General features: G+C 70.3%; 22 protein-coding genes and 1 pseudogene. 14 read left to right on the top strand and 9 right to left on the bottom strand.

Annotated elements, in window-relative coordinates; genetic code table 11:
- Window positions 1-63: 63 nt before the first annotated feature.
- The 3 genes from D7Y15_RS32745 (at window position 64) to D7Y15_RS32735 (ending at window position 1988) form a co-directional block, all read left to right on the top strand.
- Window positions 64-276 carry a hypothetical protein gene (locus D7Y15_RS32745; protein WP_120566951.1) on the top strand — a complete coding sequence of 71 codons (213 nt, stop codon included), beginning with the start codon at window positions 64-66 and terminating at the stop codon, window positions 274-276.
- An 8-nt stretch (window positions 277-284) separates the two neighbouring features.
- Complete coding sequence (locus D7Y15_RS32740) at window positions 285-962, top strand: lipopolysaccharide assembly protein LapB (RefSeq protein WP_120579747.1); 678 nt, start codon at window positions 285-287, stop codon at window positions 960-962.
- Between the two features lie 69 nt (window positions 963-1031).
- Entirely contained in the window at window positions 1032-1988 is a 957-nt protein-coding gene (locus tag D7Y15_RS32735; RefSeq protein WP_233605178.1) for a hypothetical protein, read from the top strand.
- Here the strand turns inward: D7Y15_RS32735 and D7Y15_RS32730 are convergent.
- The 4 genes from D7Y15_RS32730 to D7Y15_RS32715 all read right to left on the bottom strand — a co-directional run bounded on the left by D7Y15_RS32730 (window position 1982) and on the right by D7Y15_RS32715 (window position 8145).
- Window positions 1982-2635, bottom strand: coding sequence for a CAP domain-containing protein (locus tag D7Y15_RS32730; RefSeq protein WP_233605177.1), 654 nt, complete (start codon window positions 2633-2635; stop codon window positions 1982-1984). The two genes, D7Y15_RS32735 and D7Y15_RS32730, sit on opposite strands and share 7 nt — an antisense overlap.
- 87 nt (window positions 2636-2722) lie before the next feature.
- On the bottom strand, window positions 2723-4051 hold the full coding sequence (locus D7Y15_RS32725; RefSeq protein WP_121755031.1) for a DUF1552 domain-containing protein: 1329 nt from the start codon (window positions 4049-4051) through the stop codon (window positions 2723-2725).
- Window positions 4048-5685 (bottom strand): DUF1592 domain-containing protein, encoded by a 1638-nt coding sequence (locus tag D7Y15_RS32720; RefSeq protein WP_233605176.1) that lies wholly within the window; start codon window positions 5683-5685, stop codon window positions 4048-4050. The genes D7Y15_RS32725 and D7Y15_RS32720 overlap by 4 nt, the downstream gene beginning before the upstream one ends.
- Window positions 5686-6003: 318 nt before the next feature.
- A complete protein-coding gene (locus D7Y15_RS32715; RefSeq protein WP_199746007.1) occupies window positions 6004-8145 on the bottom strand; it encodes a M3 family metallopeptidase in 2142 nt (713 codons plus the stop codon).
- 171 nt (window positions 8146-8316) lie between these two features.
- Between D7Y15_RS32715 and D7Y15_RS32710 the strand changes: the two genes are divergently transcribed.
- From D7Y15_RS32710 to D7Y15_RS32690, 5 genes are all read left to right on the top strand, one after another.
- A complete protein-coding gene (locus tag D7Y15_RS32710; RefSeq protein WP_120579742.1) occupies window positions 8317-9210 on the top strand; it encodes a hypothetical protein in 894 nt (297 codons plus the stop codon).
- Window positions 9211-9217: 7 nt separating this feature from the next.
- Window positions 9218-9601, top strand: a complete 384-nt coding sequence (locus D7Y15_RS32705) for a hypothetical protein (RefSeq protein WP_121755030.1) — start codon at window positions 9218-9220, stop codon at window positions 9599-9601.
- Between the two features lie 12 nt (window positions 9602-9613).
- A complete protein-coding gene (locus tag D7Y15_RS32700) occupies window positions 9614-10147 on the top strand; it encodes a hypothetical protein (protein ID WP_121755029.1) in 534 nt (177 codons plus the stop codon).
- Window positions 10148-10364: 217 nt separating this feature from the next.
- Window positions 10365-11822, top strand: a complete 1458-nt coding sequence (locus tag D7Y15_RS32695) for a DHA2 family efflux MFS transporter permease subunit (protein WP_217276148.1) — start codon at window positions 10365-10367, stop codon at window positions 11820-11822.
- 132 nt (window positions 11823-11954) lie between these two features.
- Entirely contained in the window at window positions 11955-13406 is a 1452-nt protein-coding gene (locus D7Y15_RS32690; protein WP_121755027.1) for a hypothetical protein, read from the top strand.
- 108 nt (window positions 13407-13514) lie between these two features.
- Here D7Y15_RS32690 and infC read toward each other — a convergent pair whose 3' ends face one another.
- Complete coding sequence (gene infC, locus D7Y15_RS32685) at window positions 13515-14264, bottom strand: translation initiation factor IF-3 (protein ID WP_120579749.1); 750 nt, start codon at window positions 14262-14264, stop codon at window positions 13515-13517.
- Between the two features lie 303 nt (window positions 14265-14567).
- Here infC and D7Y15_RS32680 point away from each other — a divergent pair, with 303 nt between their 5' ends.
- Together D7Y15_RS32680 and D7Y15_RS46030 are read left to right on the top strand one after the other, a co-directional pair.
- Window positions 14568-15725, top strand: coding sequence for a trypsin-like serine protease (locus tag D7Y15_RS32680; RefSeq protein WP_121755034.1), 1158 nt, complete (start codon window positions 14568-14570; stop codon window positions 15723-15725).
- 107 nt (window positions 15726-15832) lie between these two features.
- Window positions 15833-16435, top strand: coding sequence for a transglycosylase SLT domain-containing protein (locus D7Y15_RS46030; RefSeq protein ID WP_120597818.1), 603 nt, complete (start codon window positions 15833-15835; stop codon window positions 16433-16435).
- 100 nt (window positions 16436-16535) lie between these two features.
- On the opposite strand, the gene D7Y15_RS32670 is transcribed toward D7Y15_RS46030, so the two are convergent.
- Together D7Y15_RS32670 and D7Y15_RS32665 are read right to left on the bottom strand one after the other, a co-directional pair.
- The gene (locus tag D7Y15_RS32670; protein ID WP_120566963.1) at window positions 16536-16832 is read right to left on the bottom strand and encodes a hypothetical protein; all 297 of its coding nucleotides are present in this window, start codon (window positions 16830-16832) and stop codon (window positions 16536-16538) included.
- 182 nt (window positions 16833-17014) lie between these two features.
- Window positions 17015-17530 carry a hypothetical protein gene (locus D7Y15_RS32665; protein WP_120579736.1) on the bottom strand — a complete coding sequence of 172 codons (516 nt, stop codon included), beginning with the start codon at window positions 17528-17530 and terminating at the stop codon, window positions 17015-17017.
- A 213-nt stretch (window positions 17531-17743) separates the two neighbouring features.
- Here D7Y15_RS32665 and D7Y15_RS32660 point away from each other — a divergent pair, with 213 nt between their 5' ends.
- Window positions 17744-18202 carry a DUF2267 domain-containing protein gene (locus tag D7Y15_RS32660; protein WP_120597815.1) on the top strand — a complete coding sequence of 153 codons (459 nt, stop codon included), beginning with the start codon at window positions 17744-17746 and terminating at the stop codon, window positions 18200-18202.
- A gap of 26 nt (window positions 18203-18228) precedes the next feature.
- Here the strand turns inward: D7Y15_RS32660 and D7Y15_RS32655 are convergent, their stop codons facing one another.
- On the bottom strand, window positions 18229-19722 hold the full coding sequence (locus D7Y15_RS32655; RefSeq protein ID WP_121755025.1) for an HAD-IG family 5'-nucleotidase: 1494 nt from the start codon (window positions 19720-19722) through the stop codon (window positions 18229-18231).
- A 159-nt stretch (window positions 19723-19881) separates the two neighbouring features.
- Between D7Y15_RS32655 and D7Y15_RS32650 the strand changes: the two genes are divergently transcribed.
- Window positions 19882-20523, top strand: a complete 642-nt coding sequence (locus tag D7Y15_RS32650; RefSeq protein ID WP_121755024.1) for an SRPBCC family protein — start codon at window positions 19882-19884, stop codon at window positions 20521-20523.
- Window position 20524: 1 nt separating this feature from the next.
- On the opposite strand, the gene D7Y15_RS32645 is transcribed toward D7Y15_RS32650, so the two are convergent.
- A complete protein-coding gene (locus D7Y15_RS32645; RefSeq protein ID WP_121755023.1) occupies window positions 20525-21421 on the bottom strand; it encodes a LysR family transcriptional regulator in 897 nt (298 codons plus the stop codon).
- 87 nt (window positions 21422-21508) lie between these two features.
- Between D7Y15_RS32645 and D7Y15_RS32640 the strand changes: the two genes are divergently transcribed.
- Together D7Y15_RS32640 and D7Y15_RS32635 are read left to right on the top strand one after the other, a co-directional pair.
- Window positions 21509-22342, top strand: a complete 834-nt coding sequence (locus D7Y15_RS32640) for an oxidoreductase (RefSeq protein ID WP_120581385.1) — start codon at window positions 21509-21511, stop codon at window positions 22340-22342.
- 78 nt (window positions 22343-22420) lie between these two features.
- Window positions 22421-23197: pseudogene (locus tag D7Y15_RS32635) on the top strand (hypothetical protein); the annotation flags it as partial.

Genomic DNA, 23197 nt, shown 5'->3' with positions numbered 1-23197 from the left:
CAGCGAGGATGGGGAGGGGCGGGGACCCCGTGGTAGGGTCAGGGTCCGGTCAGGAGACGCGACATGAGCCAAGACGAATCCCGCGCGCGGAAGATCCAGACAGCCCTTGAAGGGAACGATGAGTTCAGCACCTTTTCCATCGACCCGGACCTCAAGAAGCTGAAGATGAAGCTGGACCTCCAGTCGGAGGCGCAGCAGCAGCAGTCCGGCCGCCCGGAGACCGCGCCCAAGTCGGGCATGTTCATGCGGCTGTTCCACAAGATGTTCCGGGGTTGAGGGGCACGATGGTCAAGGAGTCCTACCGCGCGCAGTGGGAGCGCTCGCGGGCGTATCTGGAGACGGGGGACCTGGGGCTCGCGCTTCAGGAGCTGCGGGACGCGCTGACGCTGGCGTCGGACGACGCGGTCCTCTGGGAAGAAATCTTCAACCTGTCGCTGCTCGGGGGCCTCACGCAGAACGCCCTGGCCGCCGCGCTGCGGCTGCGCCAGCTGGCGCCGGAGAACCCCAACTTCATCGGCCTGCACGCCATGGCCGCGCTGCTCGCCGGCAAGCTGACGGAGGCCGTGCCCCTCTTCGAGGAGGTCCTCCAGCGCGACCCCGAGTCGGTGGAGGCCCGCCGGCAGCTGGCGCGGGCGCTGGACGTCGCGGGCCAGCGCGGCCGGGTGCGCACGCTGCTGGAAGAGGCCGTCGCGCGGGCGCCCTCGGACACGGGCGCGCCCAACGACCTGGCGGTGCACTACCTGGAGCACGTGCCGCAGGAAGGCCCGGCGCTCGCCGCGAGCGTCCTGGCGCCGGTGCTGGAGGCGCACCCCGAGGACCCCACCACGCACTTCAACCTGGCGCTGGCGCTGCGCCTGGGGGAGCCGGCGAAGGCCCGCCACCACGCGCAGCAGGTGCTCCAGGGTGGTGACAAGGAGCTCCGCGCGAAGGCCCAGCAGCTGCTGACGATGATCCCCGCCTGAAGCCGGGCGGGCCGTCAGGCCGCGCCGGGCACCCCCGTCCCCGGCGCCATGGATTTCCAGAGACAGACCTTGAAGACCCCGGGCGCCGTGTCCTCCCTCTGCTGGAGCGGCGACGCGCTGGTGGACCCGGTGGGTGGGCTGACGCGCTACCACCTGGATGGCACCACCTTCGACCCGCATGTGCGCTACTCGTACCGCTTCGACCGGGCGGTGATGTCCCCGGACGGCCGCTACAGCGTGCTGTACGAGTCGCTGGGGACGACGGGGCTGCTGCTCGACGGCACGGAGGTGGTCCGGCAGCTGACGCGGGACTTCTACCACGCGAACACCCACGACTATCCCGTGGCCCTGCACACGCTCCCCAGTGGACGCACGCTGCTGGCGCACTGCCCGGAGTCGTACTGCGTGGTGGAGCTGGAGGACGCCGCCACGGGCGAGCGCCTCACGAAGCGCGACAACACCCCGACGGACATCTTCCACTCGCGGCTCCAGTTCAGCCCGGACGGGCGCTACCTGGCGAGCGCGGGGTGGATCTGGCACCCGGTGGACGCGGCGTCGGTGTTCGACGTGCCCCGCGCGCTGGAGGAGCCCGCGTCGCTGGACAGCGCCGCGCTGATGGAGGGCGTGGAGGGCGGCATCTTCCTCACGTCCGTCGCCTTTGGAGTGAAGGACACGCTCGTCTTCGTCCGCGTGGATGAGTCCCGCGACGGCGACACCTTCTACCTGGGCACGTACTCGCTCACGGAGCGCAAGGTGCTGTCGGAGGTGGAGCTGGAGGAGCCCGCGGGCCCGCTGATGGTCGTGGACGCGGAGCACGTGGTGGACTTCTTCGGCCACCCGAAGCTCGTGTCGCGCGCCACCGGCCGCGTCGTGCAGCGCTGGGAGGACCTGGACACAGGGAAGGTGCTGGCCAGCATCCGTCACCACCTGCCGCCCCCGCCGCACTTCGCGCTGGACGCCGCGAACCGCCGCTTCGCCGTGGGCACGGCGAGCGGCATCGAGGTCATCACGCTCGCGGCTCAGTAGGGCTTTTCGCCCACCCAGTTGCCCGGCGGCGCGTAGTTGCACACCCAGAGCTGCCACGTCTTCACGTTCCCGCCGAAGGGCGAGTTCTTCGTGCACAGCCGCGTCGCGCAGCCCACCGCCTTCGTGGTGCGCCACACCACCTGCGTGTAGTGGCCGCACATCTTCCCGGTCTTGCACTTGCCGGAGGCGTAGTCGTAGTCAGCGGCTTCGTCCGCCCAGCCCTTCACCACCTGCGCGGTGGTCCAGGTGTCCGGCGTCGCGGCGGCCAGGTTCTCTCCGAAGGTGCCCCGGTCCGGGTTGTGCTCGAAGCGGCACTCCTTCACGTAGGCCTCCGCCTTGCGCGCCGCCTCGTCGGACCAGGTGAGCGCGGGCAGCGCCGGCTTCGGCGTGGGACGCGAGGCCTTCGACCGCGCCTCGTTGTGCGCGGCCACCATGTCGCGCTTCAACTCCGCGGCGGTCGGCATCGGCTTGCGCGTGCCCTCGGTAGGCGCGGGCGTGGCCGTGGGGGCCTTGCGAGCGGCGGCGGTGGCCGCGGCCTTCTGCGTGGAGGCGGAGACGGGCCGCTGCGCGTTCGCGCTGGAACCGCAGCCAAGCAACGGGGCCAGCAGCAACACGGCGAGCCCGCGACGGAACACAGGAGGTGCCATGCGCGGAATCATTCCGCACCTGGGCCCCGCGTGCAGGAGAACCGAACCGGGCAGGCTGCCCCCGAGGGGCCCGAGCCCCTTCCTGCCCTACGCCCCCAGGCCTGGGAGCGGCCCTGTGCCGTCGTCGCCGAAGGACGTCGCGGCCACGCCGAACATGCCGAGCAGGGTGATGTAGAGGTTCGCCAGCGGCTGCCCCCCATAGCGGATGTGCCGGCCCGGAGCGATGGCGCCGCCCGCGCGGCCCGCGAGCAGGATGGGCAGGTTCTTGTGCTCGTGCATGTTGCCGTCGGCAATCTCGCTGGAGAAGTACACGGCGCTGTGGTCCAGCAACGTCCCGCCCTCCTCCTGCACGCCCTTCATGCGCTGGAGGAGGTACGAGAACTGCTCCACCTCCCACTTGTCGATTTTCGCCAGCGCGTCGTAGTTGGCCTGGACCCGCTGGTGGTGCGAGTACGTGTGGTGCTCGCCGGACAGCCCCAGGAACGAATACACGCGCTGGCTGCGCGCGTTGCCCAGCATGAAGGTGCACGTGCGGGTCAGGTCGCACTGGAACGCGAGCACGATGAGGTCCAGCATCGCCTTCGTCTTCTCGCGCACGTCGTCGCTGTCGGCGGGCGTCACCGCGGCGCCGCACGTGGGGCCGGTGCCGTCCATCGCGTTCACGCGCAGCTCCAGCTCGCGCACGCCGGTGAAGTACTCATCCAGCTTGCGCTTGTCCGTGGTGCCCAGCTTCCCCTGGAGCGATTTCGCGTCGTCGCGCACGGCGTCGATGATGCTCAGACCGTACGCCTTGCGCTTCGCCAGCTCCGCCTGCGTGACGTTCGGGTCGAAGTCCGCGAAGAGCCGCTCGAAGGCCGCGCGAGGCTTCGTCTCCTTGGGCACGGGCGTGGACGGCCCCGCCCACGCGATGTTGTTCGCGTACGGGCACGCGTAGCCGGAGTCGCAGTTGCCAATGCCCTTGCCCTGGTCGATGCCCAGCTCCAGCGACGGGTAGCGCGTGGCCTTGCCCAACGCGTTCGCCATCACCTGGTCCATGGAGATGCCGGTGCGGATGTTGGTGCCCTCCGTCTTGCGCGCCTTCACGCAGGACAGGAACGCGGACGTCGCGGCGGCGTGGTGGCCGTCGCCGTCTGGCTTGCCGGGCAGGTTGTCCAGGCCGCTCAGCACCAGCAGGTCCCCCTTCACCGGCGCCAGCGACGCGAGCGTGGGCGTCAGGGAGTAGTTCGCGCCCTCCCCACCGGGCGTCCACTTGGGCATGTGGATGCCGCAGGGCGTGTAGAAGGCCACGAAGCGGCGCGGGGCCGGCGTGGCGGCGCGGGCCGTGCGCGGGCGCATGACGTCCAGGAGCGGCAGCGCCATCAGCGCGCCCATGCCGCGCAGGAGCGTCCGGCGGGAGAGGGCAGGGGTGCGGCTCATGGCTTTTGTTCCTCCGCTTCGCCACGCCGTTGCAGGAACGCGTCGCTGCGGACGATGGCGAGGATGTAGTCGGTGAGCCGGCCGCCCCGGGTTTCGGCCTGCTGGGAGATGTCGCGCACGGTGCAGCGGTCCTCTGCTTCCGCGCCGCGTCCGAGCGCGTAGGTGAGCAGGTGGCGCGTCATGCACGCGGACAGGTCCGGGTCCTGCTTCACCACCGCGCGCATCTCCGTCACGCCGTTGAAGGCCTTGCCCCCGGGCAGCTCGCCGCTGGGGTCCACCACCGCGCCGCCTTCCTCCTTCGTGCGCCAGCGGCCCACCGGGTCGAAGTTCTCCATGCCGAAGCCCAGCGGATCCATCAGCGTGTGACAGCTCGAGCAGGTGGGGTCCACGCGGTGCTGCGCCATGCGCGCCTTGATGTTGAGCGTGGGGTCCACCGCCGGGGCCAGTCCGCCCGCGTCGGGCGGTGGCGGTGGCGGCCCCTTGCACAACAGCTGCTCCAGCACCCAGACGCCGCGCTTCACCGGCGACGTGCGGTCCGGGTTCGCGGTGACGGTGAGCAACGCGCCCTTGCCAAACAAGCCCGCGCGCTCCGGGTGGTCCTTCAGCTCCACGCGCGTCATCGCGGGGGTGCCGGGCTTGGGCAGACCGTAGTGCGAAGCGAGCCGGTCGTTCACGTAGGTGAAGGGTGCGTCCAGCAGGTCCTTGAGGCGGTGGTCCCCGGTGACGAACTCCTGGAAGACGAGCTGCATCTCCTGGCGCATGGCCTCGCGCAGCGGTTCGTCGAAGCCGTAGCGCGACTCCGGCTGGGAGAAGTCGAGCGCGCGCGTGTAGAGCCACTGCCCCGCGAAATTGTCCACCAGCGCGCGGGCCTTGGGGTCCGCCAGCATGCGCCGCACCTGCGCCTCCAGCACCTCCGGCTCGTGCAGGTGGCCGCTCTCCGCCGCTTGCAGCAGCGCTTCATCCGGCATGCTGCTCCAGAGGAAGTAGGACAGGCGGCTCGCCAGCTCCAGGTCGCTCACGGTGTGCGGCACCGTGGACGTGGGGGCGGGGTCCAGCTCCACGCGGAAGAGGAAGTGCGGCGACACCAGCACCGCGCGCAGCGCCAGCTTCACGCCCACCTCCGGAGTGTCGCCCTGCTGCCGGGCCAGCGCGACGAACGCGACCAGCCGCTCGACTTCTTCCGAGGTGACGGGCCTGCGCCAGGCCCTGCGCGCGAAGGGCTTGAGCAGCTCGCGCGCGCACGCCTCCGGTCGGGCGGGGTCGAGCACGCACGCATTGAACGCGCCTCGCGTCCACGCGGCCTCCACCAGCGCCTCCGCCGCGTGGGAGTACTTCTCCATCAGCAGCGGGGACATGCTGAGCACGTCCGCGTTGTTGTCGAAGCCGAAGCCGTGGTCGTCCGGCGGGAAGCTGCTCGCGGGCGAGCCCGTGTCGCCCAAGAGGTCGCGCACGGTGTTGTTGTACTCAGCGCGGTTGAGGCGGTGCAGCGTGACGCGGCCCGGGTCTCGCGCCGCCGAGCGGCACAGCGCGTCCTGCGGATCCACGGGTGCGTCCGGCCCTGGCAGCACCCGCGCCTTGGGAAGGGAATCGTTGCAGCCCGTGGCCAGCACCACCGCCACCGCCGCGAGGCCCACCCTCCGCCATCTCCGACCGCAGGCCGTCACCGCGCGCACGCCTCCTCCGAGCCGCGAATGGGCCCCGGCGAGCGCGCTCCAAAGCAAGACCCTCACCATCCACGGCGTGACGACAGGCCGACGTCAGGCTCCGTCCCCGGGATGGAGATGGGCACGCGCACGGGACTTGAAAGGGAAGGGGAGTTCCGCGACCGGGCAGGGCCCGGGGACCGGAAGGGCACCGCGCGCCGACTCCTGCCCTCGAGGGCGGGTCAGGCGGCGCGGCACTCCCGGAAGCGGGCTTGAAGGACGCGGCCCGCTTCCGGGGATGAGGCAGCGCTACTTCGCGTCCTTCGCGGTGCCCGTCGTCTTCGCGGAGCCGTCGAGGTACGCGCGGTAGGCCTCGAAGCCGTACGGCCGGCCGAGGAAGTCCTTCACCTGCTCCGCGGCGGGCTTGGAGCCGCCGGGCTCCAGCACCGTCTTGCGGTAGTGCATGGCCGTGTCGCGGTCCAGGTAGCCGTTCTCCTGGAACTTCGACTCCAGGTCCTTCGCGATGACGGAGGACCAGAGGTACGTGTAGTACGCGGCCGAGTACCCATCCAGGTGCCCGAAGGCGAGCTCGAAGTGGGTGCCGTCGCGGAACTCGTGGCGGAAGGGCGACAGCTTCTTCTGCAGCTCGGAGAGCACCGCGGACGTGTCGAAGCCCGGCGCGCGCGAGTAGTACTGGAGGCTGACCGCGGACAGGAACAGCTGCCGGCGCGCGTACAGGCCCAGGCCGAACTCCTTCGACGCGCGCAGCTTCTCCACCAGCTCCGCGGGGATGGGCTCGTTGGACTCGTGGTGCTTGGCGAAGCTCTTGAGCACCTCCGGCTGCTCCGCCCACTGCTGCAGCAGCATGGACGGCGTCTCCACGAAGTCACGCTCCATGGAGATGCCGGAGATGGGCGTCCACTTCTGGTGGCCGGAGAAGATGGTGTGCATCAGGTGGCCGAACTCGTGGAAGAACGTCCCCACCTCGTCGTGCGTCATCAGGTCGCCGGGGCGCGGGAAGTTGCACACCAGCACTGCCTCCGGCAGCCGCTTGTCCAGCTCACCCGTGACGAGGTCGAACTGCGCCGCGTGCTTGTACTTGTCGTCGCGCGGGTGCATGTCCAGGTAGATGCGGCCCAGCGGCTTGCCGCCGTCCACGACGTCATACGCCTCCACGTCGGTGTGCCACGTCTTCGCGTCCTTCACCGGCTGGAAGGCCACCCCCCACAGGCTGGAGGTGATGCCCATCACGCCGTCCTTCACCCGCGCGTACTCCAGGTAGGGCCGCACCGCCTGCGAGTCGAACCCGAACTTCTCCGCGCGCAGCCGGTCCTCGTAGTAGTCCTGGTCCCAGGGCTCCACCACGGTGGCGCCCTTCACGTCCTTCTTCTTGCGCGCCAGCAGGTCCGCCATCTCCTTCTTCGCGCGAACCTCCGTGGCCTGCGCCAGCTGGTCGATGAAGTCCGCCGCGGCCTGCTGCGTGCGCGTCATGCGCGTTTCGGTCGTGAAGGCCGCGTAGGTGTCGTAGCCCAGCAGCGTGGCCAGCTCGTTGCGCTTCTCGATGAGCTGCGCGAGCACCGCCTGGTTCTTGGGGAACGCGCGCTGGCGGTAGGTGCGCCAGAGCTTCTCGCGCGCCTTCGCGTTCTTCGCGTACGTCATGAACGGGAAGTAGTCCGGGTAGTTGCTGGTGATGACCACCTTGCCGTCCGCGCCGGGCGCGTGCGCCTTCTTGTAGTCCTCCGGCAGCCCGTCCAGGTCCTTGGTCGTGAAGGCCACGCTGCGCGTGTCCTCCGCGATGTTCTGCCCGAACTGCTGGCCCAGCTTGAGGATCTCCTCGTTGAGCGTCTTCACCTTGGCGCGCGTGGCCTCGTCCCGGTCCACGCCCGCGCGGCGGAAGTCCAGGAGCGTGCGGTCCATCCAGTGGTGCGTGGCCGCGTCCTCCTTGGACAGGTCCACCAGCGACAGCGCGTCGTAGACGCCGCGGTCCTGCGACAGCGCCACGTTGGCCGCGTCCACCTGCTGCTCGCACTCGCGGGACGCGTCGCGCATGGCGGCGTCCGGGTGCACCTCATGCGTGAGGCTGGAGCGGTTGGCCGCGTTGAGGATGGCCGTCTGCGCTTCGTCGTACGCCTTGAGGACGCCCTGGCCGTTCGTCTTCGGATCCAGCTTCTTCAGCGCTGCCACCTGCGCCTGCGCGCGCTCCAGGTCCGCCTTGCACAGGGCCTTGAAGGCGTCCGGCGTGCCGGCCAGCACTTCCGAGCCCTTCATGGGCGCCAGCTGGGGCTTCGCCGTGTTGGAGGCGATGCGGGCCATGGCTTCACGGTTCTGCGTGATGCTGCCGTTGGAGCAACCCGTCGCGGCGAGCGCCGCCACCACGGTGAGCGCGGGGATTTTCAAGGGGACTTCCTCCACTGGGGGAACGACCTGCTTCGCGGGCCCGTCATGCCACATCCCCGCCCCTCCGCGCCCGTCCGCCGTGAACAGCCAGGCTGTCCTCCGGTACAGGCTGGATGCTTGGAGGCCCCAGCTGACGCACCTCGCCTTGTTCCCCGTGCAGTCGCCCGGTAATCCGGCACTCGCTTCGAATTCTTGGAAGCTGTCCTGGCCGGAGGGTGAAAACGGATGCGCAAGGCACTGGGTGGTGCGGTCGCGGCGTTGCTGTTGTGGGGCTGTGGTGGGGCGGGCACGGAAGCGCCGCCGGCGTCTCCGGAAGGGCTGTCGCTCCGCTCCGGGACAGGCCTGACCGAGGGCACCTGGGCACACGATGGGCAGACGGTGTCCTTCGCCTCGCGCGAGGTAGAGCCCGGGGTGTACCGCCTGGAGGTGCGCATGCACGGCATGACGCTGACGGGGCTGATGGACCCGGCGTCGGGCGTGTCCACGCTGGACGGCTTCGCGGACACGAACGTGCAGGACACGCAGGTGGTGGACGCGGACCGCCAGGTGCTGAGCGCGTTCTACGGGGCGCTGAACCAGGGGCTGCCGCAGGGTGACGCGGCTGCGCCGGAGGCCATGTACCTGCGCCGCGCGGTGGGCCTGTGGGCGCAGCAGCCCACGAGCGTCGCGCTCAAGCGCACGGTGATGGGCGAGCAGGGCCGCGGCTACACGATGCTGTGCAGCTACGCGAAGTGCGGCGGCAAGAACACGGGCAGTTGTGGCGGTACGTACAACTGGTACTCGTACGCGAAGCACGACTGCGACAAGGGCGGCTTCGACAACGCGCGCAACCAGCAGATTGCACAGCTGGGTGACCACACGTCGTGCAACGGCGACGAGTACTACATGAACGGCAGCACCTGGGTGTGCGGCGAGCCGGACCACTGGTCGCGCCCCAAGGTGATGGGCAACTGCTTCGGCCGCTGCGGCGGCGGCTGCGGTGGCGACACGCAGTACACGCTGGACGCCACCAACCACGACGGCTGCGTGCGCAACGGCCACGTGCTGGCGAGCGCCTGGTGCAATGATCAGTTCGTGTCCGCGTCGGACGACGAGTTGTTCGCGCCCAACTGCTACTGAAGGCCGGATGGGACGACGCGCGGTGAGGCACGCGGTGGGGGCGGCGGGGCTGTGGCTCGCCGCGCTCGGTTGTCCGTCCACGACGTCCTCCAAGGCGGAGGCCGGGGAGGCGGCGGTGCGCCGCTTCTTCCAGGCCCTGCCGTCCGGGGACTGCGCGGTGCTGGGCCCCATGCTGGTGACGGGGCAGGGCGTGCCTCCGTGCGAGGAGACGGTGAAGGACCTGCGCGAGCACGGCATGGGCCTGGTGGACGTGCTCGACGCGAAGGTGGATGGCCGCGACCCGAACGCGGTGGTCGTGCGGGCGCGGGTGTCGCAGGGAGGAACGGAGCGCGCGGAGCCGTTCCTCTTCCGGGTGGAGCGCCAGGGTGACGGCTGGCGCCTTCGGTTGTAGGGGGAGTGGACGATGCGGAACCGTGAGCGGGTGATGCTGGGGAGCGCGGGCGTGCTGGTGGCCGCTCTCCTTGCCGTGGCGCTGTGGCCGTCGCGAGAGGCATCTGCTCCCGCTGCCACGCCCCCGGTGATGAATGCGGGCCCCGGCCCGGTGACGGCGGCCCAGGTGTCGCCGAAGCGCGCGGTGCCGGTGCGGACGCCGGACCCCGCGCCGCCCCACGCCACGGTGGTGCCGCCTTCGCCTGGAGACGTGCCGCCGGAGCCGGAGGTGGCCAACGCGCCGCCGCAGCAGAACGACCCCATCGAGGAGGAGAAGCCACAGACGGCGCGCTGGAGGCTGGAGAAGACGGAGCACGTCGCCACGCTGCTGGGGCGGGATGTGTCGCGGCTGGAAGGCGAGCGGCAAGAGGCGAAGTCGCGTGGGGACAAGTCCCGCGTTGAACAAGTGGATGCGCTGCTCCAGCGTCACCGCGTCCGCCTGGACGAACTGCGCGAAGAGGCCCGCACCCTGGCCGAGGCCGCGCGCAACGAGCCGCTGGAACCCTGATGGACGGGCGGGGCTCCCTGTCGGGGACGCTCCGCACGAAGCTGTCCGACAGTCGGACAGGTTTGGAGGAACCGGGTTGAGGTGCCCGCTCGGCTGCCCTCCAGCCGGAGTGCCGCGCCCGATTCACGCGAGGGCCCCACCGCTTCGCGCTGGGAGTATGAGCGCTTCTGCCGGTCACGGCCGCGCCTTCACACGGGCGTGACAGGCGCGGTGTGGCATGCGCATAGAAAAGGACGTGTCCGTCACCGCGACTGCCTCCACCGCGCCTCCCAGCACCCCATCCACCCGAGGCTCCCGGCTGGCATCCATCGCGGTGGCCAGCGCGCTGTTCATGGAGTTCCTGGACTCCACGGCGCTGTCCACCGCGCTGCCCACGCTGTCCGTGGCGTTCGGCACCGACCCCGTCCATCTCAAGCTCGCGCTGACGTCGTACATCCTGGCCCTGGCGGTGCTCGCGCCCGCGAGCGGGTGGATCGCCGACCGCTTCGGTCCGCGCCGCGTCTTCATGACCGCCATGGTCGTGTTCCTCGCGGGCTCCGTGCTGTGCGGCTTCTCCCAGACGCTCGCGCAGCTCGTCGTCTTCCGCACGGTCCAGGGCCTGGGCGGCGCGCTGATGACGCCCGTGGGCCGGCTCATCGTCGTGAACTCGGCGCCGCGCGAGAAGCTGGTGTCCGCGATGAGCTGGTTCACCATGCCCGCGCTGGTGGGGCCGCTGCTGGGACCGCCGCTCGCGGGCCTCATCCTGGGCATCGCGGACTGGCCGTGGATCTTCTTCATCAACGTGCCGGTGGGCCTGCTGGGCATGTGGGCCGTGGCGCGCTTCGTGCCCCCGTTGAAGCAGCCGGACCCCGGCCCCTTCGACACGAAGGGCTTCGCCATCGCCGTGGTCGCCATCACCGCGCTGATGGGCGCGGCGGAGACGGTGGGCATCGGCCTGGTGCCGTGGCCCGTGCAGGCGGGCATCACGCTGGTGGCGGTGGGGGCGCTGGTGGCCTACGTGCGGCACGCGCTGCGCACGCCGCGCCCGGTGCTCAACCTGCGCCTGTTCAAGGTGGACACCTTCCGCGCCAGCATGATGGGCGGCGCGCTGGTGCGCATCGGCCTGGGGGCGACGCCCTTCCTCCTGCCGCTGCTCTTCCAGGTGGCGCTGGGCTGGGGGCCGCTGGAGGCGGGGCTCGTCACCATCGGGACGGGGCTGGGCGCCTTCGCGTGCAAGCCGGTGGCGCCCGCGCTCATCCGCCGCGTGGGCTTCCGTCAGACGCTCATCGCCTCCAACCTGCTCACCGCCGCGGTGACGGCCGTGCCCGCCTTCTTCGGCGTCACCACGCCCATCCCGCTCATCATCGGCACGCTGGTGTTCAGCGGCTTCATGCGCTCCCTGCAGTTCACCGCCACCAACACGATGGCCTACGCGGACCTCCCCAAGGAGTTGGTGAGCAACGCCTCCACCGTCGCGGTGGTGACGCAGCAGATGGCGCTGAGCGTGGGCATCAGCTTCGGCGGCCTGATGCTGCACGTGGCGCGCGGCGGCGGTGACGTGCGCCTCACGCCGGACCGCTTCCTGCTGCCGTTCCTTGCCATCGGCTTCGTGTCGTCGCTGGCCGGGCCGCTCTTCCGCCGGCTGCGTCCGGACGCGGGCGAGCACATCGGCGGCAGGGCCGCGGCGCGCGGCTGAAGCGTCCAGCCCACGACACCGCCGCCGCCCCTTCGTAGGGCAGGCGGGCAGGCGGCGACCCTTTTTCCCACCTTCTTTCGTCCCTCCCTCCCCACCAGTTTCCCGGCGGGGAATCCAACGGAAGGGGTGGGCATGGGTTGGGCGGCGGTCACAGGGCTCCTGCTGGCGGGCATGACGGCGGCGACACCGCCCTCGGCCATCCCGGTGCGGGGAGGCAACGCGCTGACGCTGCCCGCGCACCGGCACATCGTGCGCGTGTCCCGCAGCGAGGGATCCGTGCTGCTCGCGGCGGTGCAGCAGGGCGGACAGGACGGGCACGGCCTGCGGATGTTCCGCAGCGACAACGGCGGCAGCACCTGGAAGCAGGAGGGCATCATCCACGACGGCTCCACCTACGACCGCGCGGACCTGGTGGTGGTGGGCAAGGACGTGGCGCTCGTCTACGCGGTGGAGACGCCGGACAGCGCGGGCATCAGCGGCTCCACGTCACGCGACGTGTACTTCCAGTGGTGGCGCTACAGCGCGTCCAAGAACCACTGGCTCCCGGACACGCCCGTGCGCGTCTTCGACTCCACCAGCTCCAGCACCGCGTACTACCGCGCGGAGCTGGCGCGCGACTCCAAGGGCCGGCTCTGGGTGCAGGCCTTCTTCCGGGAGAAGGACGCGAGCAACACGCTGGTCGTCTCCGTGAGCAGCGACGGCGGCTCCACCTTCCGCACCCAGTCCGCGCTCGCGCACGGCGTGCCGAAGCGCGGGGGCGGGCGGCTCATCAGCCTGGGCAGCCGGCTGATGATGCTGTGGAGCTCGCACGACGGGCACGACACCACGCACTACCGCATCCGTGATGACAGCGCGTCCGTGTCCAGCTGGTCCTCCACGCGCACCGCCTTCTCCGACGGCATCTACCACGGAGCCGCGATGAGCGCGGTGGCGGACGGGAATGGCGGCCTGCACCTGGTCTACAAGGACAACTCCGAACGGCTGCTGTACCGCCGCTTCGACGGCAACGCCTTCGGCTCCGCGGTGAAGGTGCTGGAGGACGGGGACTGGGCCACGCAGCCGGCGCTCGTGCGCGCGGGCAGCAGCCTGTATCTCTTCTACAACCAGCCCCGGAGCGACGGCACGGGCTACCGGCTGTGGGTCCGCGCGCTGTCCTCCAGCGGCAAGCCGGGCGCGGGCAAGGAGCTCGCGTCGGTGTCTGGCTTCGCGGGCTACCCGGCGGCGCCGGACGTGCTGCCCTCGGGCGTGCAGTTGGTGTGCTTCTTCGGCATCGAGCCGTCCTCCGGCTCCAGCTACCGGCTGTCCTTCTTCTCCACCAGCGCGTCGTCGCTCAAGTCCCAGACCGTGGCGGCGAAGCAGGCTCCGGATGAAGACGCGGACGGCGAGCGATTCACCGCCACCGGAGGCCCGTCTTCGTCCCCGCCACCGCAGGATCCCGGCGTGCTGGCGAGCGCCATGACGAGCCCCTCCCAGCAGGCGATGGCCGCCGGGTGTGGCGGTGCCAGCGCGATGCTCGCGGTGGGCGTGACGTTCATCCTGATGGAGTGGGGCCGTCGCCGGCGCACGCGGGCCCTGCCCGGCTAGCGGGGCGAACCACGAAAACGAACGCGGGCGGTCTCCCCGGGACGCATCCCAAGGGGCACCGCCCGTGTGCGCGTCTCCCGGTGAGGGGAGACGCGAGCCTGCGTGCGACTACGTCGTCGCGGGCGCGGCGTCCGGCGCTTCGTCCGTCGTGTCGTCGTCGGCCTCGCTGGCGCCGTCGGATTCGACCGGGGCCGTGGAGGCACCGTCCGCACCCGGAGCACCCGGCGCCTGGGGCTTCTTGCCGGTGCCAGGGGGCGGGGACTTGCGAGCGGCCGCAGCGGCCTGCCGCGCCTGCTCACGCGCCTTCTGAGCGACCTTCGGCGTGGGGGCCAGGATCATGTACATCTGCCGGCCTTCCATGCGCGGCAGCTGCTCCGCCACGGCCACGTCCTTCAGGTCCTTGATGACGTCATCGAGGATGGCGCTGCCCAACTCCTTGTGCGTGATTTCACGCCCGCGGAACTGGATGACGACCTTGGCCTTGTTGCCCTCTTCGATGAACCGGCGGGTGTTGCGCACCTTGAACTCGTAGTCGTGCTCCTCCGTCTTGGGACGGAGCTTCACTTCCTTGAGCTGGATGACCACCTGCGTGCGCTTCGCGTCCGAGGCCTTCTTCTTCTCCTCGTACTTGAACTTGCCGTAGTCCATGATCTTGCAGACCGGCGGCTTCGCCATCGGGCTGACTTCGACCAGGTCGAGCGACTCGGAGCGGGCCTTTTCCAGCGCCGCCTCGATGGTCATGACTCCGAGCTGCGAACCGTCGGAGCCCACGACACGGACTTCCCGCGCGCGGATGCGGCGGTTGGTTCTCTGGTCCCTGTTGGGACCCCGGCTGCTGTTTCTCTGTTCGCGAATGATGTGAACATCCTCCAAAAAGGGTTGCAGACCCACCACCCGTGAAGATGTGGCAGGCCACTCAATGTGGCAGTCCCCTCCGGCGGAGAAGGCAGGCAGACAAGCCTTCAGCCCCTCGGGGCAGGGAGACGTGCAACGGACTCTATCCGGTTCACGTCCCCCAGGGGCAAGGTAACGCGGGGCACCCCCCCATTCCCATGGCCCCTGTTGCCTATGATGCGCCCCATGGCGAAACGGTCCACCGCGTCCGCTAGGGACAGGACAGGATGCCGACCCCGGGGGGTGGTTGCGCTCGGGGCCTCCCTGATGCTTGGCTGCTTGCCCTCCTGCGGGCCTGTGGACCCCAACCCCTCCGGACCCGCCGGGGGCCCGGGCCAGGCCCTGGTCCAGGGGACGGACGCCCCCGGGCACACGGCGGCGGTGGCGCTGGTGGCCCGGCGCACCCGCTGCGGAGGGGAGGCGCCGGTGCTCCTCTGCTCGGGCGCCCTCATCGCCCCGGACGTGGTGCTGACGGCGGCGCACTGCCTGGCCGTCTTCGGGGAGGCGGGCCCCTATGAGGTCTTCCTGGGCCCCACGCTGCTCCCGGAGCCCGGGCCCGGCGGGCGGTTCGTGCGGGTCATCCGGGCGGTGGCCCACCCGGAGTTCGTCCCGGCCACGCACACCTGGGACGCCGCCCTCCTGCGGCTGGCGGTGCCCGTGACGGACGTCCCGCCCTTCCGGCTCCCCCAGGTGGGGGACGCCCCGGTGGCGCCGGGAGACCCGGTGCGGGCGGTGGGTTACGGCGACACGAAGGACGCGGCCCGACCCTCGGGCCAGCGGCGCCAGGGCCTGCTCCAGGTGACGGGCGTCACCGGCAGCGCCTTCCAGGCTGGCCCCGCGCCGGCCATGACCTGCGTGGGGGACAGCGGAGGCCCGGTGTTGGGGGGCCCGGCGGGGAACGAGGTGCTCCTGGGCCTCACCGTCAGCGGTGACGTGGCCTGCCGGACGGAGGCGGTCCAGGTGCGGGTGGACGCACTGGAGGACTTCGTCCGCCCCTTCCTGGAGGGAGCCCCACCTCCCGCGCCCACGGAGACGCTCCCCCTGGACGCCCTCTGTGAGGAGGCCTGCGCGAGCGACGCGGACTGTCCCTCGGGCCTTCAGTGCGTCAGCGCCGGGGACGCCCCTGCCCGGTGCCTGCTGCCCGCGCTCCAGGCCGGGACCTACGGCGCGGCCTGTACGGAGGACGCCGCCTGCGGTGAGCAGGGCGTGTGCGCCCGGCTGGAGGTGGACGGCGACGACGACTGTCGCTGCTTCACCCCCTGCGAGGCCACCGTCGACCCGCTGACACCGGACATGGACCGGCCCGACGTCAAATGCGGGTGCGCCGCGAATCCCGGTGACCTGGGGGCTACACTCGCCGTCCTGCTGGGGCTGTTCTGGCGACAGTCCCGCCGCAGGATTCCAGGAGGTCGGTTCCAGGCTTGACTCTGCGTGAAAGCGCCTACAAAACCGCAAATGTAGGCGAAACTCCGCGAATCAATCTCCGAGAATCAGGCATACACGTTTTCGGCAATCGCGAAGGTCCTTCCCCCATGGACTACAAGATCAAGTCTGGCGACACGCTGGGCGCGCTGGCCAAGCGCTTCAACACGGACGTGGATTCGCTGGTGAAGGCGAACCCGAACATCACCAACAAGGACCTCATCTACGCGGATGCGAAGCTCAACATCCCGGGCAGCAAGGATGAGTTCCAGGCGCAGGGCGTGTCCAAGGGGCCGGACCTGACGGGCGGCGCGCAGCAGACGCAGGGTGCGCAGCCGGTGGGTGACGTGCCCCCGGGCCAGGTGGGTGATTGGATCAAGCAGGCCATGGACATCCTCAAGGCCAACGGCGTCCCGACGGACAAGATGAACCCCCAGGACATCGCGAAGATCATCCAGCACGAGTCCAGCGGGAACCCGAACGCCATCAACAACTGGGACTCCAACGCCCAGAAGGGCACCCCGTCCATCGGCCTGATGCAGACCATCCAGCCGACGTTCGACGCGTACAAGCTCCCCGGCCACGACAACATCCGCAACCCGGTGGACAACATCATCGCCGGCGTCCGCTACTCCATCGAGCGCTACGGCTCCGTGTCCGACGTCCCCGGCATCAAGGGCCTGAGCAACGGCAGCGGCTACGTCGGTTACTGACCGGCGCTGATAGCACCCAGACGCACCGCGCCCCGCGGTGGAAGACGGCCTTTCCGTCTCCCACGCGGGGCGTCGTCATTTCAGCGGAGGGCGTGTGCCCTCAGCCCCCGTGCAGCCGGGAGCGCTCGCGAGGACCACCCGCGCGCTTGATGTGAATCTGGCTGGGCGCCTTCTTGCGCCCCCGAAGCCCCGTGCCCCGGTTGTTGCGCTTGGGGCCGTGGTCGCCAGCGGCGGGGCCCAGCGTCACGCGCTTCAGTTCCTTCTGCCGCAGCAGCGCCGCCGCGTCGTCATGGGCCAGCGTCTTGCGCCCCTTGCTGGCCTGTACGCTCGGCTGGGCCGCATGGGGATCCACGCGTCGCTTGTTCTTGATGCCTGCCACTCGGGTCCGCACGGACATGAAAGTCCTCCTTGGAACTGAGGTAGGGACCCATGCGGGGCGTTGCCATCCCTGGCGACGGGCGGGACAGGGGCCGCCTCGGGAGCATGTCGGGATGCGGGCGCCCGGTGGCGCGGGATGACAGGGGACACGCGGGCTGACGGTCTCCCGGAAGCGGGAATCCCGCCAGGCGCGGCCGGTGCTCAGGTGAGGTCTTCGTTGTCGCGGCGGGCGCGCTTCTTCGCCTTGGGCTTGCTGGACTTGCCCGCCTTCGCCTTGGGCTTCGTGGTCGTCTCCGGCGGGAACAGCCAGCCGTCCTCGGGGCGAGGCTGGGAGGCGTTCACCGGCTCCAGGTGCTGGCCGCGACAGCCCCGGCACCAGGACTGCGGACGGCGCTGGCCCTGGCTCATGATGCGGAAGCCGAAGTCCTGCTCCGTGGGGCCCACGTGGTTGCAGCGCGGGCAGCGCGTCATCGACGTGGTGCCCGTCTCCCGGGCCTTCTCCCGTCCGTGCTCCACCACCAGCGCCAGCGCGGCGGCGAACCCGAGCTTGCGCTCCGTGGGGACGTGGAACTGACGCGCGCGCTTGCGGTTGCCCCGGCCCATCACGGGCAGGAGGTCCAGGCCTCCCAGGAGGTTGCGCTGCTCCAGGACTCGCGACGGAGACGATGGCGGGGTCGAGTGGCTCACGCGATCATTTCTACGGGAGGGGTCTGACATGGCCGGTCCACGCGCCGGGTCGCCAGGTCCCGCTCCATTCGGAGGTCTGGACACATGTTCAGTAACCCCTGGCATTTCCAGGGGATTCCCCCGGCGGCCGGGCGGGAGTGGGGCACAAGGGGGTGGGGCCCGCCTGCCTGCCGGGCGATGACGGGCGTTCCGGTGACCACCTTCCAGGAGGTCCCGTCCCCCCTTCGCCCAAGGTGTGCCCACATGGCCCAGGCCCATGAAACCGAAACCGAGAAGCAGGAACGCCACGCGCGGCGGCACGAAGCCCACCTGCGCGCCACCTACGCGGCGTTCATCCACCACGTCTGTGATTTGAGCGCCCTGCCTCCCGCGCTCGCGGAGTCCGCCGCCGTGTCGGTGCTGAGCGCGCTGGAGCGCCGGCTCATGCCCAACGGGGCGCGGAATCTGGAATCCCAGCTGCCGCGAATGCTGGTGGAGTTCCTGCCTCCGCCGGAGGAGCGCCCCCGGCACCCCCATCGCTTCGGTCGCGAGGAGATGATCGCGTCCGTCGCGGAGGACCTCCAGATGCCGGTGGACCAGGCGGAGCTGGTGGTCCGCGCGGTGTTGCGCGCCTTCCAGGACCAGATATCCGAAGGCGAGGCGGACAAGGTGGCCAGCAACCTGCCCGCGGACCTGCAGGCCCTCTGGCGCCTCACGCAGTAGTCGCGAGGCGCCGCGAGGGCTCTTCGCTACTCCGCGGGGCCGCTGCCCGCGCCGTCCCCGGTGGTGAACACCGGGGTGCCGCCGGGGATGCTGGGGTCGTGCGGGAGGCTGCCGCGAGGGCTGCGCAGGTAGACGAACGGCGTGGCGAAGAGGAAGTTGCTCACGCGCGACGTGTAGATGTCCGCGTAGCGCTCCACCTGCCGCGCCAGGTGGCTCTTGTCGTTGCCGGCGCGGGTGAGCAGGCCCCAGTGCGGGTTGGACAGCTCACCGGCGGCGCGGGCCATGGGGCCCAGCTCCGCGTCCAGCGCCTCCAGCTCCGCGCGCAGCTCCGTGAGCCGCGCCACCAGCTCTCCCTCCGCGACGTCCGAGCGGGGGCCGTAATGGTGGCGACGGCGCTGGATCTCCAGGCGCACCTGGCAGCTCTCCGCCTCCAGGCGCTCCTTCTTGAGCATGCGCTCGCCAATGCGCACCTCGGTGGCGCGGAAGGCGGCGATGGCGCGCACCTCGTCCTCCAGCTCGCGCAGGATGAGCGCGGTGCGCCAGCGCAGCACGTTCTTGCTGACGTGCACGTCGCCGAACATGTGGTCGCCCACGTAGAGGATTTCGTCGCCAGACAGGCCCAGGTGCCGCTCCAGCTCCAGCGCGCTGCCGCCGAAGTAGGGCTTGTTCTTGTCGAGCGGACCGGAGTGCGGCCGCAGCAGCGCCTCGCCGTTGGCCTCCACCACCTCGAAGAGGGTGGAGCGCGTGGTGAAGAACTCGGGCTTGCGCGCGCTGACGATGACCACGTCGAAGAGCTGGCGCCAGGTCATGCCCTCGGGCAGGTGCCGGTCGAAGGCGAAGTGCATCATGGGCTCGGTGTAGGCCCACTCGCTGTTGGTGATGAGCAGCACCTTCTTGCCGGCGTTCTTCTGGTCCAGCAGCGCGAGCGGCGTCTCCGGGTCGTCGATGACGTAGCGCTCGGGGTCCGCGATGATTTCGGCCTTGAGGCGCCCCTGCATGTGCGTGGCGTCCAGGTTCTTGCGCACGTGCTCGTAGAGGTCCGCGTAGCCCATGGGACCGGGGAGCTGGCCGGCGTCCAGGCGGTCCACGAGCTGCGCGTAGATGCAGGCCTCGGAGAGGGAGAACAGGGTGTTGAGGAACACCCAGCGCCGGTCGGCCAGGTCGATGACGGTCCGGGTATAGGCCTCGCGCTGGGACTCGAAGTCCATGGGGCGGCTGCCGTGGAGGGCCTTCTTCACGAAGCCGAAGCGGTTGGCCTTGAGGAGGTTGCCCTTGGCGGTGTCGATGATGAGGCCGCGGATGGCGAGCATCGGGTCGAAGGTCAGGTCGGCCACGGGCCAGCCCTGCTCCACCAGACGGTCGCGAATGTATTCGTAGGCGCGGCGTTCCCACGCTTCCACGCGGTAGTGGATGAGCGTGTAGTCCATGTCGTAGCCCACGGCCTTGATGGCGCGCATGTTGAGGGTGCGGTTGCAGAACAGACCGCGTTCGGGCGGGGGACCGGAGAAGTGAGGAGCCATGGGAGCAAGGCTTGCCAAGGCTTGCACGCAAAGTCGAGCGGCCCGTGTGCCCGAGTCGCCCCGCGGGCAGGCCCGGGTCGTCCGGGTGTCGGAAAGATGGGATACAGGTGACGCACGCGCCGCGAGGGCCGGCGGCGCGCGGAACCGAAGGGCAGACACATGTTGGGAATGACTCGGCGGTGGGGCCTGGCCCTGGCGGTGGTGCTGGCGGCGGGCGTGGCGGGGGCGCAGGAATGGGAGACGGTGGCGACGAAGCCCTTCGTGATCAAGGTCCGGCCTCGTCCGGGGACGAAGGCGAAGGACATCTGGGCGGAAGGCGAGCTCAAGGCGAGCGCCGCGCAGATCCAGGCGGCGCTGGAGGACCAGGCGTCGTACCGGCTCTTCATGCCGTACGTGAAGGAGTCGCGGGTGGTGCGGCCCACGGATGACGGCGGGCGGCTGACGTACACGCGGCTGGACCTGCCGGTGGTGTCCTCGCGCGACTACATCTGCCACGTGGTGACGGAGTCGAAGGTCGCGCCGGACGGGACGGGCGTGTACCAGCAGCGCTGGAAGGCGGAGCCGGACGCGTTCCCCGCCAGGCGGGACGTGGTGCGCCTGCGGCTGAACGAGGGCAGCTGGAAGGTGGAGCCGAAGGGCGAGGGCACGTCCTGGGTCGTCTACAAGTTCACGGTGGACCCCGGAGGTTCCGTCCCCGGGTTCCTGGCCAGCGTGGGGCAGAACGACGCGGTGGTGGACACGCTGCGCGCGGTGGAGAAGCGAGCGAAGTCGCTGCCCGTGGAGCCTCCTCCCGCGAAGTAGCTCAGCGCCGCCGCTTCAGCTTGAGGAAGTCGATGAGCGCCTTGAGCTTGGGAGCCACCTGGGCGCGGCTCGGGTAGTAGAGGAAGAAGCCGGGGAGGGTGGCGGAATACGGTTCGAGCACGCGCACGAGCCGCTTCTCCGCGAGAAGTTTCCGGACGCGGCTCTCCGGGACATAGGCGAGCCCCAGCCCGGCGACGGCGGCGTCCAGCACCAGCTCCGCGTCATCGAACACCACGCGGCCCTCGACGGCGACCTCGATGCGCTTCCCGCCGTCGCTCAGCGCCCAGCGGAGGAGCCCGCCGGTGGTCCGGCTGCGGTAGTTGATGCAGTCGTGGTCGCGCAGCTCGCGAGGGTGCTTCGGCTTGCCGCGCGCCGCGACATACGACGGCGAGCCCACCACGTGCATGACGATGTCGCCGCTCACAGGGATGGCGATCATCTCGCGGTTCACGAGCTCACCGATGCGGAAGCCCGCGTCGAAGCCCTGCTGGACGATGTCGACGAGCACGTCGTCCAGATGGATGTCCACGCGGATGTCGGGATGGGCGGTGAGGAACTCCGCCAGGCGTGGGCCGAGCACCTCCTGGTAGCCGTAGCGGGGCAGGGTCAGGCGCAGCAGCCCCGTGGGCCGGTCGCGAAGCTCGCCCAGGGACTCGAAGGCGTCCTGCACGCCGTGCATCGCGGGTTCGAGCCGCGACAGGAAGCGCGAGCCGGCCTCGGTGAGTCCCACGCTGCGGGTGGTGCGCTGGAGGAGCCGCACGCCCACGCGTACTTCCAAGGCCCGGAGGCTCTGGCTCACCGCGGAGGGAGTGACCCCGAGCTCCGACGCGGCGGCGGTGAAGCTGCGTCTGCGAGCCACCGCGAGGAACGCCATCAGGCCGGAGAGGTCGTCGCGCATTCCTTAGCGTAGCTACAAAGTGCATCCAGAGACGACGCGTTTCGGAGCGGAGGCCCGGGGCGTACTTCATGGGCCACGGAGGCAGTCATGAGCGCACAGGGCAAGGTCTGGTTCGTCACGGGGTCGTCGTCTGGGTTTGGCCGCAACATCGTGGAGGAGGTCATCGCGAGAGGGGAGCGCGTGGTCGCGACGGCGCGAGACCCGCGCACGCTGGAGGACCTGGTGGCGAGGGCCCCGGACCGGGTGCTCGCGGTCCAGTTGGACGTGACGAAGCCAGAGCAGGTGCAGGAGTCCATCACGGCGGCGCTGAAGCGCTTCGGTGCCATCGACGTGTTGGTGAACAACGCGGGCTACACGCTGTTGGGGGCGGTGGAGGAGACGAGCGACGCGGAGCTGCGAGCGGCCTTCGAGCCGCTGTTCTTCGGAGCAGTGGCGATGACGCGAGCGGTGCTGCCGCACATGCGGGAGCGGAGGACGGGCACCCTCGTGCAGCTCTCGAGCGTGTCCGGGCTGGTCCCATACCCGGGCGCGGGTGCGTACAGCGCGGCGAAGCACGCCCTGGAGGGCCTGTCCGAGTCGCTGGCGAAGGAGGTCGCGCCATTCGGAGTGAAGGTGCTCATCGTGGATCCGGGCATGTTCCGCACGAAGCTGCTGGGCCCATCATTCCGGCCGATGCCGGAGCTGGCGGCCTACGCGGAGTCGCTGGGGCCCATGCGCGCCTGGGTGGCGCAGTCCGCCGGCACGCAGCCCGGGGACCCCGTGAAGGCGGCGAAGGCCATCGTGGACGCCGTGGACGCGGGCTCCCCGACGCTGCGGCTGTTCCTGGGGTCGGACGCCCCCGCGGCCGTCCGCGAGAAGCTCGCGCAGGTGCTGGACGACGTGAACCGCACGGAGCAGGTCGCGCTGTCGATGGGGTTCTGAGCCAGCGGTTCTGTCGGACTCGACGACTATGACCGGGTGCTGCTTCCCACTCGGGGAAGCAGCCAGGAGTCGCGAGCGATGGAATGCCGCCGGTGGGTGGTGCTGTGGCTGGGGCTCCTGCCGGTGTTTGCAGGGGCTGCATCACCGCCTGGCTCGGAGGAATCACCGGGCGCTGAACGCTCGGTGTATTCGCTGACGCGGCTGGAGGTGACGACCCTCGCGCTGCTGCCGCGTGCAGGGACAGGCGCGGATGAAGGCTTCGCCCAGGTCGAGCCCACGCTCATCCTCGACGGTGGCCCGGAGCTCGGCGTCAGCCTGGGCGCTCCCATCCGGTTGCGATTGTGGGGCGGCGAAAGAGGCGCAGGCCATCTCCGGCGCGAGGACTGGGACAGTCTCTCCGACTGGGGCCAGCTCTTGCGTGCCCTCAAGCTGGGCTCGGACCAATCGCCCGTGGGTGTCTGGTTGGGAGCCCTGGAGGACTACAGCCTGCTGTCGGCGCATCTGGTGCGCCACTACTCCAACCGGACGAACCCCGACTATCACCCGGCGGGAGGCTTCCTCACGGGCACGTTGGGTCCGCTCTACACGGAGGCCTTCGTCTCGGACGTGCTGGGCGCGCGGTTGATGGGCGCGGAGCTCGCGCTGGATGTGCAGCACCTCCTCTTCGGACGAGGCCGTGAGGCAGGGCGCTACACGCTCGCCGTCTCCGCCGTGCACGACTGGGGACGGGCCGGAGGACGTACGTCCGCAGTGACGCTGGCGCATCTGGACGGAACGGCGGTGGTGCTGACGCGTCCGGGCCTGGAAGCGCACCTGCTGATGGGATGGGGAGGACGGCCAGGTGAAGGGGGCTCG

Source organism: Corallococcus sp. AB030 (assembly GCF_003668965.1).
Taxonomy (GTDB): domain Bacteria; phylum Myxococcota; class Myxococcia; order Myxococcales; family Myxococcaceae; genus Corallococcus; species Corallococcus exiguus.
The sequence above is the reverse complement of the archived record's forward strand: the minus strand, read 5'-3'. Positions and strand labels throughout refer to the sequence as shown.

Bases quoted from the DNA above. Each gene is read 5' to 3' on its own strand.
- D7Y15_RS32745 (WP_120566951.1), top strand. From the start codon at position 64: ATGAGCCAAGACGAATCCCGCGCGCGGAAGATCCAGACAGCCCTTGAA.
- D7Y15_RS32740 (WP_120579747.1), top strand. From the start codon at position 285: ATGGTCAAGGAGTCCTACCGCGCGCAGTGGGAGCGCTCGCGGGCGTAT.
- D7Y15_RS32730 (WP_233605177.1), bottom strand. From the start codon at position 2,635: ATGGCACCTCCTGTGTTCCGTCGCGGGCTCGCCGTGTTGCTGCTGGCC.
- D7Y15_RS32725 (WP_121755031.1), bottom strand. From the start codon at position 4,051: ATGAGCCGCACCCCTGCCCTCTCCCGCCGGACGCTCCTGCGCGGCATG.
- D7Y15_RS32715 (WP_199746007.1), bottom strand. From the start codon at position 8,145: ATGTGGCATGACGGGCCCGCGAAGCAGGTCGTTCCCCCAGTGGAGGAA.
- D7Y15_RS32710 (WP_120579742.1), top strand. From the start codon at position 8,317: ATGCGCAAGGCACTGGGTGGTGCGGTCGCGGCGTTGCTGTTGTGGGGC.
- D7Y15_RS32705 (WP_121755030.1), top strand. From the start codon at position 9,218: ATGGGACGACGCGCGGTGAGGCACGCGGTGGGGGCGGCGGGGCTGTGG.
- D7Y15_RS32700 (WP_121755029.1), top strand. From the start codon at position 9,614: ATGCGGAACCGTGAGCGGGTGATGCTGGGGAGCGCGGGCGTGCTGGTG.
- D7Y15_RS32695 (WP_217276148.1), top strand. From the start codon at position 10,365: ATGCGCATAGAAAAGGACGTGTCCGTCACCGCGACTGCCTCCACCGCG.
- D7Y15_RS32690 (WP_121755027.1), top strand. From the start codon at position 11,955: ATGGGTTGGGCGGCGGTCACAGGGCTCCTGCTGGCGGGCATGACGGCG.
- D7Y15_RS32680 (WP_121755034.1), top strand. From the start codon at position 14,568: ATGCTTGGCTGCTTGCCCTCCTGCGGGCCTGTGGACCCCAACCCCTCC.
- D7Y15_RS46030 (WP_120597818.1), top strand. From the start codon at position 15,833: ATGGACTACAAGATCAAGTCTGGCGACACGCTGGGCGCGCTGGCCAAG.
- D7Y15_RS32670 (WP_120566963.1), bottom strand. From the start codon at position 16,832: ATGTCCGTGCGGACCCGAGTGGCAGGCATCAAGAACAAGCGACGCGTG.
- D7Y15_RS32665 (WP_120579736.1), bottom strand. From the start codon at position 17,530: ATGTCAGACCCCTCCCGTAGAAATGATCGCGTGAGCCACTCGACCCCG.
- D7Y15_RS32660 (WP_120597815.1), top strand. From the start codon at position 17,744: ATGGCCCAGGCCCATGAAACCGAAACCGAGAAGCAGGAACGCCACGCG.
- D7Y15_RS32655 (WP_121755025.1), bottom strand. From the start codon at position 19,722: ATGGCTCCTCACTTCTCCGGTCCCCCGCCCGAACGCGGTCTGTTCTGC.
- D7Y15_RS32650 (WP_121755024.1), top strand. From the start codon at position 19,882: ATGTTGGGAATGACTCGGCGGTGGGGCCTGGCCCTGGCGGTGGTGCTG.
- D7Y15_RS32645 (WP_121755023.1), bottom strand. From the start codon at position 21,421: ATGCGCGACGACCTCTCCGGCCTGATGGCGTTCCTCGCGGTGGCTCGC.
- D7Y15_RS32640 (WP_120581385.1), top strand. From the start codon at position 21,509: ATGAGCGCACAGGGCAAGGTCTGGTTCGTCACGGGGTCGTCGTCTGGG.